Source organism: Sorangium sp. So ce119, assembly GCF_051524405.1.
GTDB classification, from domain to species: Bacteria; Myxococcota_A; Polyangia; order Polyangiales; family Polyangiaceae; genus Sorangium; species Sorangium cellulosum_G.
Genome location: NZ_CP150310.1, coordinates 10501749 through 10517401 on the forward strand (window position 1 = coordinate 10501749; position 15653 = coordinate 10517401).

14 protein-coding genes are annotated in these 15653 nt (G+C 71.6%); 10 read left to right on the forward strand and 4 right to left on the reverse strand.

The window, feature by feature from the left end:
• The first annotated feature begins 32 nt into the window (after positions 1 to 32).
• The 4 genes from WME76_RS39785 (at position 33) to WME76_RS39800 (ending at position 4038) form a co-directional block, all read left to right on the forward strand.
• Complete coding sequence (locus tag WME76_RS39785) at positions 33 to 695, forward strand: NUDIX hydrolase (RefSeq protein WP_433931263.1); 663 nt, start codon at positions 33 to 35, stop codon at positions 693 to 695.
• On the forward strand, positions 695 to 1642 hold the full coding sequence (locus WME76_RS39790) for an NAD(+)/NADH kinase (RefSeq protein ID WP_437957370.1): 948 nt from the start codon (positions 695 to 697) through the stop codon (positions 1640 to 1642). Before WME76_RS39785 ends, WME76_RS39790 begins: the two co-directional genes overlap by 1 nt.
• A gap of 486 nt (positions 1643 to 2128) precedes the next feature.
• On the forward strand, positions 2129 to 2464 hold the full coding sequence (locus WME76_RS39795) for an HU family DNA-binding protein (RefSeq protein WP_061611158.1): 336 nt from the start codon (positions 2129 to 2131) through the stop codon (positions 2462 to 2464).
• A 143-nt stretch (positions 2465 to 2607) separates the two neighbouring features.
• Positions 2608 to 4038 carry an ABC1 kinase family protein gene (locus tag WME76_RS39800; protein WP_437957371.1) on the forward strand — a complete coding sequence of 477 codons (1431 nt, stop codon included), beginning with the start codon at positions 2608 to 2610 and terminating at the stop codon, positions 4036 to 4038.
• 89 nt (positions 4039 to 4127) lie between these two features.
• Here WME76_RS39800 and WME76_RS39805 read toward each other — a convergent pair whose 3' ends face one another.
• The gene (locus WME76_RS39805; RefSeq protein ID WP_437957372.1) at positions 4128 to 4799 is read right to left on the reverse strand and encodes a hypothetical protein; all 672 of its coding nucleotides are present in this window, start codon (positions 4797 to 4799) and stop codon (positions 4128 to 4130) included.
• A 100-nt stretch (positions 4800 to 4899) separates the two neighbouring features.
• Here WME76_RS39805 and WME76_RS39810 point away from each other — a divergent pair, with 100 nt between their 5' ends.
• Positions 4900 to 6177 (forward strand): citrate synthase, encoded by a 1278-nt coding sequence (locus WME76_RS39810; RefSeq protein WP_437962210.1) that lies wholly within the window; start codon positions 4900 to 4902, stop codon positions 6175 to 6177.
• Positions 6178 to 6276: 99 nt separating this feature from the next.
• On the opposite strand, the gene WME76_RS39815 is transcribed toward WME76_RS39810, so the two are convergent.
• Together WME76_RS39815 and WME76_RS39820 are read right to left on the reverse strand one after the other, a co-directional pair.
• Entirely contained in the window at positions 6277 to 7497 is a 1221-nt protein-coding gene (locus WME76_RS39815) for a serine/threonine-protein kinase (RefSeq protein WP_437957373.1), read from the reverse strand.
• 94 nt (positions 7498 to 7591) lie between these two features.
• A complete protein-coding gene (locus WME76_RS39820) occupies positions 7592 to 7813 on the reverse strand; it encodes a hypothetical protein (protein WP_155798802.1) in 222 nt (73 codons plus the stop codon).
• Between the two features lie 154 nt (positions 7814 to 7967).
• Between WME76_RS39820 and WME76_RS39825 the strand changes: the two genes are divergently transcribed.
• The 4 genes from WME76_RS39825 to ggt all read left to right on the forward strand — a co-directional run bounded on the left by WME76_RS39825 (position 7968) and on the right by ggt (position 13356).
• Positions 7968 to 9071 carry a hypothetical protein gene (locus WME76_RS39825; protein WP_437957374.1) on the forward strand — a complete coding sequence of 368 codons (1104 nt, stop codon included), beginning with the start codon at positions 7968 to 7970 and terminating at the stop codon, positions 9069 to 9071.
• Between the two features lie 163 nt (positions 9072 to 9234).
• Positions 9235 to 10281, forward strand: a complete 1047-nt coding sequence (locus WME76_RS39830) for a WD40/YVTN/BNR-like repeat-containing protein (protein ID WP_437957375.1) — start codon at positions 9235 to 9237, stop codon at positions 10279 to 10281.
• 254 nt (positions 10282 to 10535) lie between these two features.
• A complete protein-coding gene (locus tag WME76_RS39835) occupies positions 10536 to 11309 on the forward strand; it encodes a hypothetical protein (protein ID WP_437957376.1) in 774 nt (257 codons plus the stop codon).
• Positions 11310 to 11460: 151 nt separating this feature from the next.
• Positions 11461 to 13356, forward strand: coding sequence for a gamma-glutamyltransferase (gene ggt / locus WME76_RS39840; RefSeq protein WP_437957377.1), 1896 nt, complete (start codon positions 11461 to 11463; stop codon positions 13354 to 13356).
• 15 nt (positions 13357 to 13371) lie between these two features.
• Here the strand turns inward: ggt and WME76_RS39845 are convergent, their stop codons facing one another.
• Positions 13372 to 14154: a universal stress protein gene (locus WME76_RS39845; protein ID WP_437957378.1), complete on the reverse strand. Its 783-nt coding sequence runs from the start codon at positions 14152 to 14154 to the stop codon at positions 13372 to 13374.
• Between the two features lie 150 nt (positions 14155 to 14304).
• Between WME76_RS39845 and purB the strand changes: the two genes are divergently transcribed.
• On the forward strand, positions 14305 to 15603 hold the full coding sequence (gene purB, locus WME76_RS39850; RefSeq protein ID WP_437957379.1) for an adenylosuccinate lyase: 1299 nt from the start codon (positions 14305 to 14307) through the stop codon (positions 15601 to 15603).
• The last annotated feature ends 50 nt before the right edge of the window (positions 15604 to 15653 follow it).

Here is a 15653-nt window from a genome sequence, read left to right on the forward strand (position 1 = left end):
CCCGTTTGGCGCTATGCTTCGCGCCTCGACGCATGCCGCTACCTCCCTTCCCGAAGCTCGCGCTCAAGCTGGTCCAGACGATCCCCTCGCTGGACGGTCCAGGTTTCCTCAACGTGCGACGCCAGGTGTTCCGCGTCGAGTTCCCGGACGGCACGCTGAGCGACCCGTTCACCTACGACAGCGTCGATCGCTCGCGCCTCGACGCCGTGGTGATCGCGCCGCACTACCGCGGCGCGGACGGCCGCCGTCACGTCTACCTCCGCTCGGCGCTCCGGCCGCCGGCCGCGACGCGCGCGCCCGAGGTGTGCCCCTTCCCGGAAGCGCCGACGCTCGGCGCGCTGTGGGAGCTGCCCGCCGGGCTCGTCGAGCTCGACGAGCGGAGCCCCGAGGGCCTCAAGCGCTCGGCCGCGCGCGAGCTGCTCGAGGAGGTCGGCTTCGACATGAGCCCGTCGGCGCTCGAGCCGCTCGGCCCCCCGACGTTCCCGTCGCCGGGCATGGTCGGCGAGCGGCACTTCTACTTCCACGTCGAGGTCGACCCCGCGCGCCAGGGGACGCCGACCGAGGACGGATCCCCGCTCGAGCGGCTCGCCGTGATCGCGGCCATCCCGCTCGACGAGGCGATCGAGCTCACCCGGCGCGGCGTGATCGAGGACGGGAAGACCGAGGTGGCGCTCCGGCGCCTCGCGGAGCTCTGATGCCGGAACAACCCCTCGCGCCCGCGCAGCGGCGGCCGCCCCGCGTCGCGCTCGTCGTGAAGCGCTCTGCCTGGAGGATTTACCGCGAGGAGCGGAAGGACCCGCGCATCACGCGGCTCATCGAGACCGGCGACGCCGCCATCGCGCGGCTCAAGGCGTCGCACGAGGCGCACGAGCAGACCGTGCGCGCGGTCACGGCGGCCCTCGACGACCTCGGCGTGCAGGTCGACGTCACCGCCGGCACCTCGGATTGCTTCGACACGGCCGATCTCGACCTCGTGATCACGGTCGGCGGCGACGGGACGCTCCTCAGCGCGTCCCACAACGTCGGCGACGTCCCCATCCTCGGCATCAACAGCGCGCCGGGCCACTCGGTCGGCTTCTTCTGCGGCGCGACGAGCGGCGACGCGGCCGACGCGATCGCGAAGGCGCTGCGCGGCTCGCTCCGCCGCACCGTGCTCACCCGCATGCAGGTCACGGTGAACGACAAGATCGCCACCGCGCGCGTCCTGAACGACGCGCTCTTCTGCCACATCTCGCCCGCGGCCACGTCGCGTTACATCATCCGCTTCGGCCGCGTCGAGGAGGAGCAGAAGTCGAGCGGCTTCTGGATCGGCCCGGCGGCCGGCTCCACGGCCGCGCAGCGCTCCGCCGGCGGGCGCGTCCTGCCCCTCACCTCGAAGCGCCTCCAGCTCGTGGTGCGCGAGCCCTACACCCCGCACGGCGAGGAGTACCGCTTCCGCCACGCGCTGATCCCGCCGGGCTCCTCGCTGGTCGTGCGGAGCAAGACGCACGACGCGAAGCTCTTCTTCGACGGGCCGATCCACGCGGTGAGCGTCGGCTTCGGCGACGTGATGGAGTTCACGCAGGCGCCTCAATCACTGACGATCCTGGGCCTCTCCGCCAAGCGGAAGTGGGGCGCGGGCTCGGCGGTCAGCCGCCGCTAGACACCTCCGCGCGGCGCGCGAACGGCGACGCTCGACCGCCGCGCGGGCGCCGAGGCGAGGCGCATCGCGCCCGCGTGGGCCTCGATCCGCGCGGCCTTGGCGACGCGATCGCGCGCGATCGCGCGCGGGGGCGGCCGCGATGGAGGGCCGTCGGCCGAGGAGGCTCGACCCGAGGAGGGCCCCGCGCGGCCGGGATCGCCTTCAACGGAAGGGGATCGGGTGATTTCCTACCCCGACCTCCCGGCGTACGGCCCGCCCTCGAGGCGGGCGCGTGAGGCCTGAAAAACCGTCGATTTCGGCCGTTTTTCAGGGGTTCGGGGGGCTCGCGGAGGGGCCCCCCGGCCGTCGTTCCGGCGGAGCGCCGCGCCTACCGGGGCGTGAAACCCCTTCTTTTGTCGCTCGGATCGACGATTCGACACTGGATCTGTGGCGGCCGTTGTGTTTCCTTTGGCGCGCAAGAGGGCACAAACCTCAGGAGGAATGAACATGGCGGGAAAGAAATCTGACGGGAAGAAGAGCACCTCGCTCAGCAAGAGCGCGCTGATCAACGCGGTCGTCGAGGCGAACGAGAACGAGGTGTCGCGCAAGCAGGTGAAGGCGATCCTCGAGGCGCTGACCGACATCGCGTACAAGGAGCTCAAGAAGAACGGCATCTTCACGATGCCCGGCTTCGCGAAGTTCCGTGTCGTCAAGAAGCCGGCCACCAAGGCGCGCGAGGGGATCAACCCGTTCACCAAGCAGCCGATGACGTTCGCGGCCAAGCCGGCCAGCAAGTCGGTCCGCGCTCGCCCCATCAAGGCGATCAAGGACTCGCTCTCCTGAGCCCGTCCGGCGCGCCGGAGGGCTCCTGGGCGCGGCGAAGGCCCGCGGCGGCCCCCTCTCCGGGGCGGATTCACCCCTGGAGAGCGAGCATGGCTGGCCCTGCGCGGCCCCTGCGGTAGCATGGTGCGGCTGCTTTGCCGCACATGACGCTCGCCGTCCGACTCCTCCGCGCGCTGTTTGCGTTCTCGGTCATCCTGACGAGCTACCTGATCCAGCTAGGGCTCGGGCGGGTGTTCGCGAGGCGCCTCGGGCGCGGCGCCGCCGCGCAGGAGCTGCCCGGCTGGCTCGTCGAGCGCCGCGCCCGCGTCGATCAGAAGAACGCCCGGCGCCTGCTGCGCGCGATGCTCAAGCTGCGGGGCGTCTTCATCAAGCTCGGCCAGGTGCTGTCGATCATGGGCGGCTTCCTGCCGAAGGCCTACGGCAAGGAGCTCGAGCAGCTCCAGGACCAGGTGCCGCCCCACCCCTTCAGCGATCTCGAGGCCGCGCTGCGCGCGAGCTTCGGCCGCTCGGCGAGCGAGCTGTTCGCCTCGATCGAGCGCGCGCCGCTCGCGGCCGCGTCGCTCGGGCAGGTCCACGTCGCGCGCCTGCGCGACGGCCGCAAGGTCGCCGTGAAGTTCCTCTACCCGGGCATCCGCGGGATCATCGCCGTCGACCTGCGCGTCTTGCGCCTCGCGATCCTCGTCTACAAGCGGTTCGTCCCGGTGGGGCACATCGAGCGGGTGCACGAGTCGCTGGTCGACCTGCTCCGCCGCGAGACCGACTACCTGCACGAGGCCGCGTGCATGGAGCGGATGGCGCACAACTTCGAGGGCGACGCGGGCGTCGCGTTCCCCGAGGTCGTCCACGAGCTCACGACGCGCGACGTGCTCACGATGACCTTCATGGAGGGCATCAAGATCACCCGCCTCGACGCGCTGAGGAGCGCGGGCGTCGAGCCGTCGGACGTGGCGCTCCGGCTCGTGCAGGCGTTCTACAAGATGCTCTTCGCGGATCGCTTCTTCCACGCCGATCCGCACCCGGGGAACTTCCTCGTCGCCCCGCGGAGCGCGGAGGAGGGCGGCGGCTTTCGCCTCGTCGTCCTCGACTTCGGCGCGATCTGCGAGGCCAGGGACGAGCTCATCGACGGGCTGCTCGACATCCTGAAGGGCATCTTCGCGGAGGACGACGCGGCGGTCGTGCGCGGCTTCCGGCGGATGGGCTTCGTCGCGCCCGGGGGCAACGACGCGCTCCTCGAGCGGACGGTGAAGAGCTATTTCGCGAAGCTGCTCAAGATCCGGGATCGCACGCCGGCGGCGCTGATGCGCGCCCGCCCCGAGCAGCTCGAGAAGCTGGCCGACCCCGAGCTGGAGCGCGGCGAGCTCCAGGAGCTGATGCGCTCCTTCGAGTACCCCGAGGACTGGTTCTACGTCGAGCGCGCCTGTGTGCTGCTGTTCTGGCTGGCCGCCCAGATCGATCCCAACCTCGACACGATGACGGTCGGCTTTCCTTACCTGATGCCGCTGATGGCGGAGCGAGAGGCCAGGGCCGGATCCGGCGGAGCGAGCCCGTCGTCTCGCCGCTCGCCCGAGCGCTAGCGCCGTGTCGCCGCGAGCATCGTTGTTTCCGGAAGGTTTCGTATCGAGCGGCCCGGCCCGAGCGACCCTGGTTTGTCGCGCGGGCGGCGCTACCGCGAGGGGAGGGGAGCGAAGCGCGGGCCGGGGCGGCTCAGACCGAGTCGGGCGAGCGAGGGCGCGTAGCTCGCGTCGCGATCTGCCATGATCTCCGCCAGCTTGGCCTTGACCTCGGCGATCCCGGCCCCTTGAAGGCGCCGGTAGTTGTCCTCGGCCGGATCGGCGACGGGCTCGACGCCCGCCCCGGCGAGGACAGTCCCCGAATGGTTCAACCCCTCTGGAATCGTTTGAATGAACGGGTCCGGCGCGTGCCGGAGGAGACCGACGAGCCGGTGAGAGCTCGTCTCGTCCCCGGCCATCTCGGGGTGGAACGCGGCCAGGACCGGCGCGGGGCTGCGGACCCGCCGGAGCTGCTCGCCGAGGCGCGACGCGAACCGCTCGAACTGGGGCGACGGAGCCTGGATGCACGGGAAAACCAGGTGCACGACGGCGGACTCTGCCCCCGCGACCGCCGCCAGCGCCGTCTCCAGGACGGGCTCCCGGTCGAGCAGGACGTAGAAGCGTCCGAAACCGGTTGCAGCGTCGCGCATGAACGGGCAGAGGCGATATCGAGCGACGACCTCGTCTGCGTAACGCCCGTGGACCCGGCGCACCTCGGCCGCCAGCCGAAGCGCCTCCGGGTGGTGGCACAGCTCCCCCCGCACGACCGGCTCGCTCAAACGCATCACCTCAATTTCTAGGGGAAGCAATCTTCCCTCAGCTCGTGATAGCTTACGCCGCGCTGCGGCGGAAGGAGGAGGCGTGCAGGAGACCGCGAAGTTAACGCTGAACAAGAACGGTACGGAGCAGACGATCGAGCTGCCGGTGATCACGGGCACCGAAGGGGAGAAGGCGATCGATGTCGCATCCCTACGCTCGAAGACCGGGTACGTGTGCATTGACCCGGCGTTCGTCAACACGGCCTCGACGACGAGCTCCATCACGTTCCTCGATGGGGAGAAGGGCATCCTCCGCTACCGCGGCATCCCGATCGAGCAGCTCGGCGAGAAGTCGACCTTCGTGGAGACCTCGTACCTCTTGATCTACGGCAAGCTGCCGAACAAGAGCGAGCTGTCCCGGTTCTCCACGCTGCTCACCCGGCACTCGCTCATCCACGAGGACATGAAGCGCTTCTTCGACGGCTACCCGTCGACGGCGCACCCGATGGCGATCCTGTCCGCGATGGTGCTCTCTCTGTCGAGCTACTACCCCGAGGCGATCGACGTGAAGAACACCGATCTCCTCGACATCACCATCGCGCGGCTGCTCTCGAAGGTGCGCACGATCGCGGCGTTCTCGTACAAGAAGTCGATCGGCCAGCCGTTCGTCTACCCGCACAACTCGCTCTCGTACTGCGCGAACTTCCTGAACATGATGTTCTCGGTCCCGGCGGAGCCGTACGAGATCGACGAGGACATCGTGAAGGTCCTCAACCTGCTCCTCATCCTGCACGCCGACCACGAGCAGAACTGCTCGACCTCCACGGTGCGCCTCGTCGGGAGCGCGAAGACGAACCTCTTCGCCTCGATCGCCGCGGGCATCTGCGCGCTGTGGGGCCCGCTGCACGGCGGCGCCAACCAGGAGGTCGTGACGATGCTCGAGGCGATCCGCGCCGACGGCGGCGACGTCTCGAAGTTCGTCAAGCTCGCGAAGGACAAGACCTCGGGCTTCCGCCTGATGGGCTTCGGCCACCGCGTCTACAAGAACTACGACCCGCGCGCGGTGCTCATCAAGGCGGCCGCCGACAAGATCCTGGCGAAGCTCGGCATCAAGGATCCGCTCCTCGACATCGCGCAGCGGCTCGAGGAGACCGCGCTGAAAGATCCGTACTTCGTCGAGCGCAAGCTCTACCCGAACGTCGACTTCTACAGCGGCATCATCTACCGCGCGCTCGGCTTCCCCACGAACATGTTCACCGTCATGTTCGCGCTCGGTCGTCTCCCCGGCTGGATCGCCCACTGGAAGGAGATGAACGACGACCCGAGCGGCAAGATCGGCCGCCCGCGGCAGATCTACACCGGCGAGAACGCGACCGACTACACGTCGCTCGACGAGCGCGCCTGACCGCGACGGGGCCCGCGCGGCCCCGTCGGCAGCCCACCAGCACCGCTGCGCTCTTGAACGGCGCGCTTGCCGCGCTCGAGCGCGGCGGCGCGTCGAACGTCAGCAGTTCACGAGCAGCAGAACGACGGCCAGCGCCACGATCACGCCCGTGGCGAGCGAGGCGCCGCCGACGAGCAGCACCAGCTTGCCCGTCGACAGCTGCGCGCGCGTCGCGCCGGGCGCGGAGGGCGCCGACAGGCTGTCGTCGAGCGTGCGCTCCGGCCGGCCCATCGACGCGCCGGCGACCGCAGGAGGCTCCGTCACCGTCGGCTGCGGGCGCGCGCTCGGCGACACGGCGGCCGGCGGCGGCTGCATCGACGGTTGCATCGGCGGCGCCGGCTGCGACAGCGGCTGGCCGGCGCGGATCCTCCCGTCGAGGACGGCCTGGGCGTAGGGCGGCAGGGTGCCTGCGCGCACCGCGCGTACGTCCGCCCGCATCGTCTCGGCGTCCGGGTAGCGGTGGAACTTGATGAACGCGAGCGACCGATCGACAACGGCCGCGACGGCCGGCGGGATCCCGGGCGCCACCGAGGCGAGCGGCGGCGCCGGCTCGGTCGCGGCGGCGATGACCTCCATGGCCTCCGTGACGTCGCCGTGCACCTGCCGGCCCGAGAGCAGCCGGAACATCGTCGCGCCGAGCCCGAACAGATCGGTGCGCCCGTCGATGTCGTGGATGAGCCCCGTGGCCTGCTCCGGCGCCATGTACGTCGCCGTGCCCATGATCATGCCGGTCTTGGTCGCCGTCTTCTCGGGCAGGCCCGTGAGCCCGTCGACGACGCGCGCGATGCCGAAGTCGAGCATGCGCACGCGCCCGTCGTTGCCGAGGTGGATGTTCTCGGGCTTGAGATCGCGGTGCACGACGCCGCGCGCGTGCGCGATCGCGAGCGTCTCGAGCACCTGATCCGCGAGCGCGAGCACCTCGCCCGGCGGCATCGTCCCGGTGCGCGCCATCCGATCGAAGAGCGTCTCGCCCTGGAGCACCTCCATCGTCAGGTACGCGAGGCCCTCGGGCGACTCGCCGGAGCCGAGCACGCGGACCACGCCGGGCACCGCGTCCGCCCCGCCGAGCGAGTTGCCGATGAACCCCTCTCGCAGGAAGCGCTTCCGCACCTCGGCGATCGCGTTGAGCTCCGGGTGCAGCACCTTCAGCGCGACCTGCGATCCGTCCGCGGCGCGCCCGAGCAGCACGCTCCCCATGCCGCCGGTGCCGAGCACGCGCTCGATCCGCCAGATTCCAGCGAACGTCCTGCCGACCCAGTGCTCCGCGTCGTCGTCGTACACGCCAGGCGCCCTCGTTCGAGCCGCCGCCATCCGGAGGGAGAGAGAAGCTCAGCGGCGAAGCAACTGGTAGGCCGCACCGCGGCAGGCGCGCAAGCTAATTGATGGCGGTCGTCCCGAAACGGGCGTCGTCGTCGAGCCGCTCGGCCGCCGCCTTGAGCCCGGCGGCGACGCCGCGGAACGCTTCCGAGGGCATGCGCAATGTCACGCCGGGGCCGAGGAGCGTCACGTGAACGGTACCGCACGCGCACCGGGTGACGCGCGTCGCGTCATTCGCCGCAATCTCCGTGTGTGGACCGCATTTCTTGGTCGCCGCCATCGTTGAACCTCTCCCACATCCTAGCAGTTTCTGCCCCCGTTCGGCCAAGACGCCTCGGCCGCGACGGAAGGCTGCCGTCTTCCTGACATGATGGTCCCGAAATTGCAAAACCGTGTATATCTCCATCATCGCTGCTGCATTGCTGGAGGGAACCATGGCTGCTCGATGGCTGATGTTCGGTGCGCTTCCGCTTTCGCTGGGCCTTGTCGGTTGCATTGACGAGCGCCCGGATCCGGTACCAGGCCCGGAGGTCGATCAGTCGCTGCTCGCCCGACCGCCGGAGGGCGAGGGCTTCCAGATAGAGACGGAGGAGATCGAGGTGCCGCCGGGGGTCGAGCAGCAGGACTGCTACTTCTTCAAGGTCCGCGACCTCGCCGCGACGAACGGGATGGACCCGGACGCGCCCGTGAACCTGCACCGCGTGCAGATCGCCCAGCGCGACGGCTCGCACCACATGAACATCTTCCGCGTGCGGACGATCAAGGGGCTCGGGCCCGAAGGCGGGCTCATCCAGAAGAACCAGAACGGCGTTGGCGAGTGCTTCAAGAGCCCCAACTGGGCCGACTGGCCGCTCATCGCGAACTCGCAGCAGGACGGCCAGCTCGACTGGACGTTCCCCGACGGGGTCGCGAACGTCCTCCAGCCCGACGAGTGGCTGATGCTGCAGACGCACTACGTGAATGCGTCGTCGCAGAAGACCCCCGAGGCCGTCGGCCGCGTCCGGGTGAACTTCTGGTCGCTGCCGACGGAGGAGGTGACGGCCGAGATGGGCACCGTCTTCGCGACCAAGCAGTCCATCCGTGTCTGCCAGTCGAACCCGCGGCCCACGTTCGAGGGCTCGTGTCAGATCAACAGCCCTTCTCCCGTGAGGATCATCGGCGCCAACGGCCATTTCCACAGCCGGGGCACGAAGTTCGACATGTACGCTTGGGACGGCACCTCGATCGGCACGCCCGCGGAGTCGGAGCGCTTCTATACATCGACGGCGTGGGACGACCCGCCGATGCTCATCTCGCCGCAGCTCGACCTGGAGCTCCCGAAGAACGGCGGCGTCTGGTACGGCTGCACCTTCGAGTGGCAGCCGCCGGATCCGGCGGTCGGCTGCAGCGGCCTCGACGAGTACGACGCGACGAAGAACATGACGCCCGAGGAGCAGCTCGATTGCTGCTACACGTTCGGCCCGATCGTCGAGAAGAACGAGCACTGCAACATCTTCGTCTACTACTATCCGAAGCAGGACGACGTGTTCTGCAACTGAGCCTCCCGCGCAGGCGCGCGCGGCGCCGGTCGCCCGGCGCGCGCCTCGACAGGAGCTCCCCAGCCTGGTCTTCTATCCCATGCGCACCTGCTTGCACCCGGCTGCTCCGCTCGGGGCGATGAAGCCGACTGCCACCATGGCGTCGGCTGCGCCAATCGCTCTCATGGCTCCGATTGCGCGGGTCGCCGCCATGGCGCTCGGCGCGATCGTCCTCGCCGGCTGCCCCGACGATCCTGCGACGCCGCCCGACGAGGGGCCGCCCGCGTGGCGCGTGCTGCTCGACGAGGACGACCTCGACCGGGCGGTGCTGTCGATCTGGGGGACGGGGCCCGACGACGTGTTCGCCGTGGGGGGGCCGCTCGGCAATACGGGCCTCGAGTCGCTCGTGCTGCACCACGACGGGGCGACGTGGCGCGAGCTCCCGGCCGGCGGGGAGGAGACGTTCTGGTGGGTGGCGGGCTCGGGGCCGAACGACGTGTGGATGGTCGGCGAGCGCGGCCGCGCCGCGCACTGGGACGGAAATGCCTTCCGCGAGCACGACACCGGGACGGAGGCTACCCTGTGGGGCGTCATCACGTTCGCACCCGACGACGCCTGGGCCGTCGGCGGCACGCCCGGCGTTGGTGAGGACGCGGAGAAGGATATCGTCCTTCACTGGGACGGCGGCGCCTGGTCCAGAGAGGCGCTGCCCCAGGAGACGGGCCGCGCGCTCTACAAGGTGTGGGGAGAGTCCTCGGAGGACCTCTATGCCGTCGGTGAGTTCGGCGTGATCTGGCACCGCGCGGGCTCGACCTGGGAGCTGCAATCCGATCCGCCGATCGCGCAGGGGACCCTGTTCACCGCCGCCGGCTGCAGCCGTGAAGAGGTGTACGCGGTCGGCGGGAGAGACGTGCTCCGCTCGGACGGCGAGGCGTGGCGTCGGATCGACGTCGAGCTCACCAACGACGTCAACGGCGTCGCCTGCGGACGGCCGGGCGAGGTCGCGATCGTCGGCTATGGTGGCCTCAAGCAGCGACTCGTCGACGGGGCCTGGATCGACGAGTTCACGGAAGAGCCGTACGCCGATCTCCACGCCGTCTGGGCCGACGGGGAGGGGGCCTTCTGGGCGGTCGGCGGCGACTTCCTCAGCCAGCCGACCCCGGGCAGGGCGCGAAAGGGCGTGGTGGCGCGCCACGGAAAAGGGCAGATCGCCGACACTGTGAGCCGCTGATCACCGCGCGGCAGATGGCCGTACGTGTATTACCTGGCCGGACATGCGCGCAGTGTGGCATGTCGCATCATCGCGCCGTGAACACAGCTACACGCCGTGATGAGGCGGGCACGGCCGCAGAGACTTTTTTTTCGCAAAATGCTTCAAAGGGTGGCGCTGGTCGTCCGATTGCAACAGCCGCAGTGACCACACGCGGACCCCGCGCACCTAAACCCAGGAGAATTCGAATGCGACGGACCATTGCTCAGCTTTTTGTGAGTGCCTTTACGTTTGCTGTCCCCGTTCTCGTTGCTTCTTCCGCATCAGCCCAGGGAAATCCCTGTGGATCCCTCCAGGCCGCGGCGGCCGGACGGTGCGAGATCCGCACCTCGGGCGGCTGCGAGGGGTACTGTGAGCCGGTCCAGTTCACGGCGGAGTGCGACGCGCGGTGCACTGGCACCGCGTCGGCGTCGTGCACGGGGAGCTGCGAAGCGGATTGCCAGGCAGATTGCGACGTCGACCCAGGCAGCCTGAGCTGCGAAGGGAGCTGCTCGGCGAGCTGCAAGGCGAACTGCAGCGCCGACTGCTCGGCCCAGGCCAACGGCGGCGGGGCGCAGGCGGACTGCGAGGCGGCGTGCTCGGCGGACTGCGACGCCGAGTGCGACGTGAGCTGCCAGGGGACCCCGCCGAGCGCCTCGTGCGACGCGAAGTGCGAGGCGAGCTGCGAGGGGCAGTGCAACGTCGAGGCGAACATCGATTGCAACGCCGACTGCACCGCCGATCTCCGGGGCGGGTGCGAGGTGCAGTGCTCGACGCCGGATGGCGCGCTGTTCTGCGACGGGCAGTACGTCGATATCGCCGGGACCATGGAGGAGTGCAAGAACTGGCTGCTCTCGCAGAACATCGAGGTCGAGGCGCACGCCGAGGCCGAGGCCAGCGTCTCCTGCGCCGCTGCGCCGGGGTCGACCGCGCCGTTCACGGGCACCGGCCTCGCGGCGCTCGTCGCCGGCGTGGGCGTGGCCGCCGCGCGCCGCCGCAAGCGGTCCTGAGCCGCGGCCGGCGCGCCTGACGGCGCGCACCGGCGCTTCGTGAACGATCCCCGGGCCGGGTCGCCTTGCGCGGCCCGGCCTGGTGTTCTCCGGCACCGTGGCGGCGCGGCCTGGCTTGGGCCGGCGCCGTAGTAGATTCGCGACCACCCTGATGACCCTGCATCGTCGTTCGAGGCCGCGCTGGGCGCTCGCCCTCGCGCTGCTCGCCGGCTGCGAGGCGCGCACGCCGCCCGCCCCGCCCGCAGCAGCCCCCGCGATCGCCGGCGCGCCGTCGCTCTCCAGCGCGGCGGCGGCGCCGAAGGCCGCGAGCGCGGCGGCGCCGGCGCCCGCGAAGGCCGCCGCGCCGCCGGAGCCGCTGCCGCCGGAGCCGCCGATCGCGCTCGCCTCCGGCGGCGCGCGCGCGGTGCGCGGGGACGCCGGGCTCGTGACCTCCGTCGAGGAGCACGCGACGCGCGCGGGCGCGGACGTGCTGCGGCGCGGCGGCAACGCGGTCGACGCCGCGGTCGCGGTGGCGTTCGCGCTGGCGGTGACCCACCCGAGCGCGGGCAACATCGGCGGCGGCGGCTTCATGATGATCCGCCTCGCGAGCGGCGAGACGCAGGCCGTCGACTTCCGCGAGGCCGCGCCCGCGTCGGTGACCACCGCGTCGAACATGGCGATGGTGCGCGCCGGCGCGTACGGCTACGCGTCCGCCGGCGTCCCGGGCTCGGTCGCCGGCCTCGCCCTCGCGCACGAGCGGTTCGGCAGCCGGCCGTTCGCCGAGCTCCTGGCCCCGGCGATCGACCTCGCGCGCAAGGGGCACCGCCTCGGCGCGCGGCAGGCGCTCACGCTGCGCTGGTCATGGCCCCGGCTGAGGGCCGATCGGGCCGCGAGCGCGATCTGGGGGCGCGGCAAGGCGCCGCTCGCGCAGGGCGAGCTGGTGCGCCAGCTCGATCTCGCCCGCACCCTGGAGACGCTCGCCGCGGAGGGGCCGCGCGCCTTCTACGAGGGCGCGATCGCCAGGAAGATCGCCGCCGCGATGCGCGAGCGCGGCGGGCACATCGCCGAGAGCGACCTGCGCGCCTACCAGGCGAAGTGGCGCGCGCCGCTGCGGTTCTCCTACCGCGGCTTCACCGTCGACACGATGCCGCCCCCGTCGATGGGCGGCGTCGCGCTGGCGGAGATCCTGCTCACGCTCGAGCGCATCGAGGCGCACGAGGCCCCGGTCGACTCCGGGCTGTCGCTGCACCTGTTCGTCGAGGCGGCGAAGCGGGCGTACGCCGATCGGCGCCAGGTGAGCGCGGACCCGGATTTCGTCGGGCCGGAGACGTCGCAGCTCCTCGCGAGGCTGCTCGACGGCGGCTACCTGATGCGCCGCGCGCCGGCCATCGATCGGGAGCGCGCCACGCCGGCGGGCGACATCGCGCCGGTCGCGGGCGCTGTCGCGCCGGAGTCCCCGGAGACGACGCACTTCTCGGTGATCGACGCGCAGGGCAACGCGGTCTCGTGCACGACCACGCAGTCGGCGAGCTTCGGGTCGAAGATCGTGATCCCCGGCACGGGCATCCTGCTCGGCAACGCGATGGGCGCGTTCTCGGAGACGGGCATCAACGCGGTCGCGCCGGGCAAGCGCATGGCGAGCTCGATGACGCCGACCCTCGTGAGCCGCGACGACAAGGTCGCGCTCGTCCTCGGCTCTCCCGGCGGCGACACGATCCCGAACACCGTCGCGCAGGTCCTCCGCAACCTGGTCGACCACGGGATGACGATCGACGAGGCGGTCCGGCACGCGCGCGTCCACCACCAGTGGATGCCGGACCGGGTGCGCGTCGAGCGGCTGACGCCCCCGCCGCAGGCCGCCCTCGACGACCTCGCGCGGCGCGGGCACGCCGTCGCGCTGGATCCGATGCCGATCGGCGACGCGAACAACCTCCTCGTCGACGCCGCCGGCGTGGCGTGGGGCTACGCCGACACGCGCGAGGGGGGGACGGCCGAGGGCGTCAGCGCGCCCGGGAAGCCCGCCGCGGCGGCGCAGGCCGGCGCGCCGGAGGCGTCGAGCGCGCCGTAGTCCGCGCGGGCGGCGTCATCGCAGCCGGGGGTCGTACTCGGCCGCGTCGGCGTCGTCGTCCTCCTTGGGGCGCACGACCACGACCGGGCACGGCGCGTTCCGCGCGATCCGGTCGGCGGTGGAGCCGCCGAAGAGCCGCTGGAAGGGCGACTGCGGGTGCGTGGCCACGACGATGAGATCGGCGCTGAGCTCGCGGGCGAGCGAGACGATGGCCCGGTCGGGCCGGCCGGTGCGGAAGTGCATCGCCATGAGCCGCGGCTGGCCGTCCGCGAAGCGGTGCTGGAGCACCCGGAGCGAGGGCGGCGACGACGCGCCGGGCGTCGTCACGTCGCGCACCGCGGGGGCGACCTGCCGCGGGCCGACGACCACCGCGTGGATCTCCGTCTCGCCCCGGAGCGCCGCCAGCTCGAACGCGAAGCGCCAGGCCCGCCCGCCCGGCTCGGACAGGTCCATCGCGACCACCACGATGTACGACCTCACCCGGCGCCCGCCGCGCAGGCTCGAGCGGGCCGCCTCGCTCGCCGGGGCGGGCTCCTTCCCGCGGGCGCGCTCGCTCACGGGCGCCGGCTCGACCACGGGCGCGCGCTCGCCCGTGGGAGCGCGCTCCGTCGCAGGAGCCGGCTCGACCGCGGGGACCCGCTCCGTCGCTGGGGCCGGCTCGGTCGCGGGGACCCGCTCGGTCGTCTCGGTCGTCTCGTCGGGCATCCCCCCTCCCGCGGCGGCGCCCGCCGCGCGCGGCGGCCGGGCGAGCGCCTCGCCCTGATCGGCGCGCGCGGGCGCCGTTGCTTCGGTCGGCATCGGGCGCAACGTTCGCAACGCGCCGCACGCCCGCAAGCCGCCGCCGCGCACGCCGCGCGGCGCGCGCAGGCGGACAGCGCGAGCCGCCCGGGGCCGCCCCGGGCCACTCCAGCCTTGACGCACCCTCCAGACCTTCGCAGCGTCCCGCCCATGATCCCCCGCTACACCCCGCCCGAATTCGAAGAGCTCTGGTCGCCCGCCACCCGGTTCAAGACATGGCTAGAGGTGGAGCTCGCCGCCTGCGAGGCGATGGAGGCCGAGGGGCTCGTGCCCGCCGGCATCGCGGAGGGGATCCGGGGGAAGCAGCTCTCGCTCGACGCGGCGCGGATCGATGCGATCGAGCGCACGGTCAAGCACGACGTCATCGCCTTCCTCACCCACGTCGAGGAGCTGGCGGGCGAGGGGGCGCGGTGGCTGCACCGCGGGATGACCTCGAGCGACGTGCTCGACACGAGCCTCGCGATGCTGCTCGTCCGCGCGGCCGACATGCTCTCGGCGCGGCTCGACAAGCTCTGCGACGCGCTCGCGCGGCGCGCGGACGAGCACCGGCGCACCCCGATGATCGGCAGGAGCCACGGCATCGCCGCCGAGCCGATCACGTTCGGCCTGGCGCTCGCGGGCCACCTCGCCGAGATGAAGCGCGGCAGGGCGCGCCTCGCCGCCGCGCGCCAGGCGATCGCCGTCGGCAAGATCGCCGGCGCCGTCGGGACGTACGCGCACCTGTCGCCGCGCATCGAGGAGCGCGCGCTCGCCGCCCTCGGCCTGCGCCCCGAGACGGTCTCGACGCAGGTCGTCGCGCGCGATCGCCACGCCGAGTTCTTCGCCGCGCTCTCGCTCATCGCCGCGGGCATCGAGCGGCTCGCGACCAACGTGCGGCACTGGCAGCGCACCGAGGTCGGCGAGGCGGAGGAGCGCTTCTCCGTGGGCCAGAAGGGCTCGAGCGCGATGCCCCACAAGCGCAACCCGATCCTCAGCGAGAACCTGTGCGGCCTCGCGCGCGTCGTGCGCGCCGCCGTGATCCCCGCGCTCGAGAACGTGCCGCTCTGGCACGAGCGCGACATCTCGCACTCGTCGGTCGAGCGGATGATCGCGCCCGACGCGACCTCGACGCTCGGCTTCATGCTCGACCGCGCCGCGGGGCTCGTCGACGGGCTGGTCGTCTACCCCGAGCGGCTGCGGCAGAACCTCGACCGCACGGGCGAGCTCTTCTTCAGCGAGGCGGTGCTGCTGTCGCTCGTCCAGAAGGGCAGGCCGCGCCAGGCGGCCTACGAGCTGGTGCAGCGCTGCGCGATGCGCGCCATCGCGGGCGAGGGCCGCTTCCGCGACAACCTCGCGGCCGACGCGGACGTCGCGGCGCTGCTCGCCCCGGACGAGATCGCGCGCTGCTTCGATCTCGACCACGCGCTCTCGCACGTCGACGCGATCATCGATCGCGCGCTCCGCGATTAGCTCGACGCACCAGGGGTCCGGCCAGGGATCCAGAGAGAGATTTAACGCCA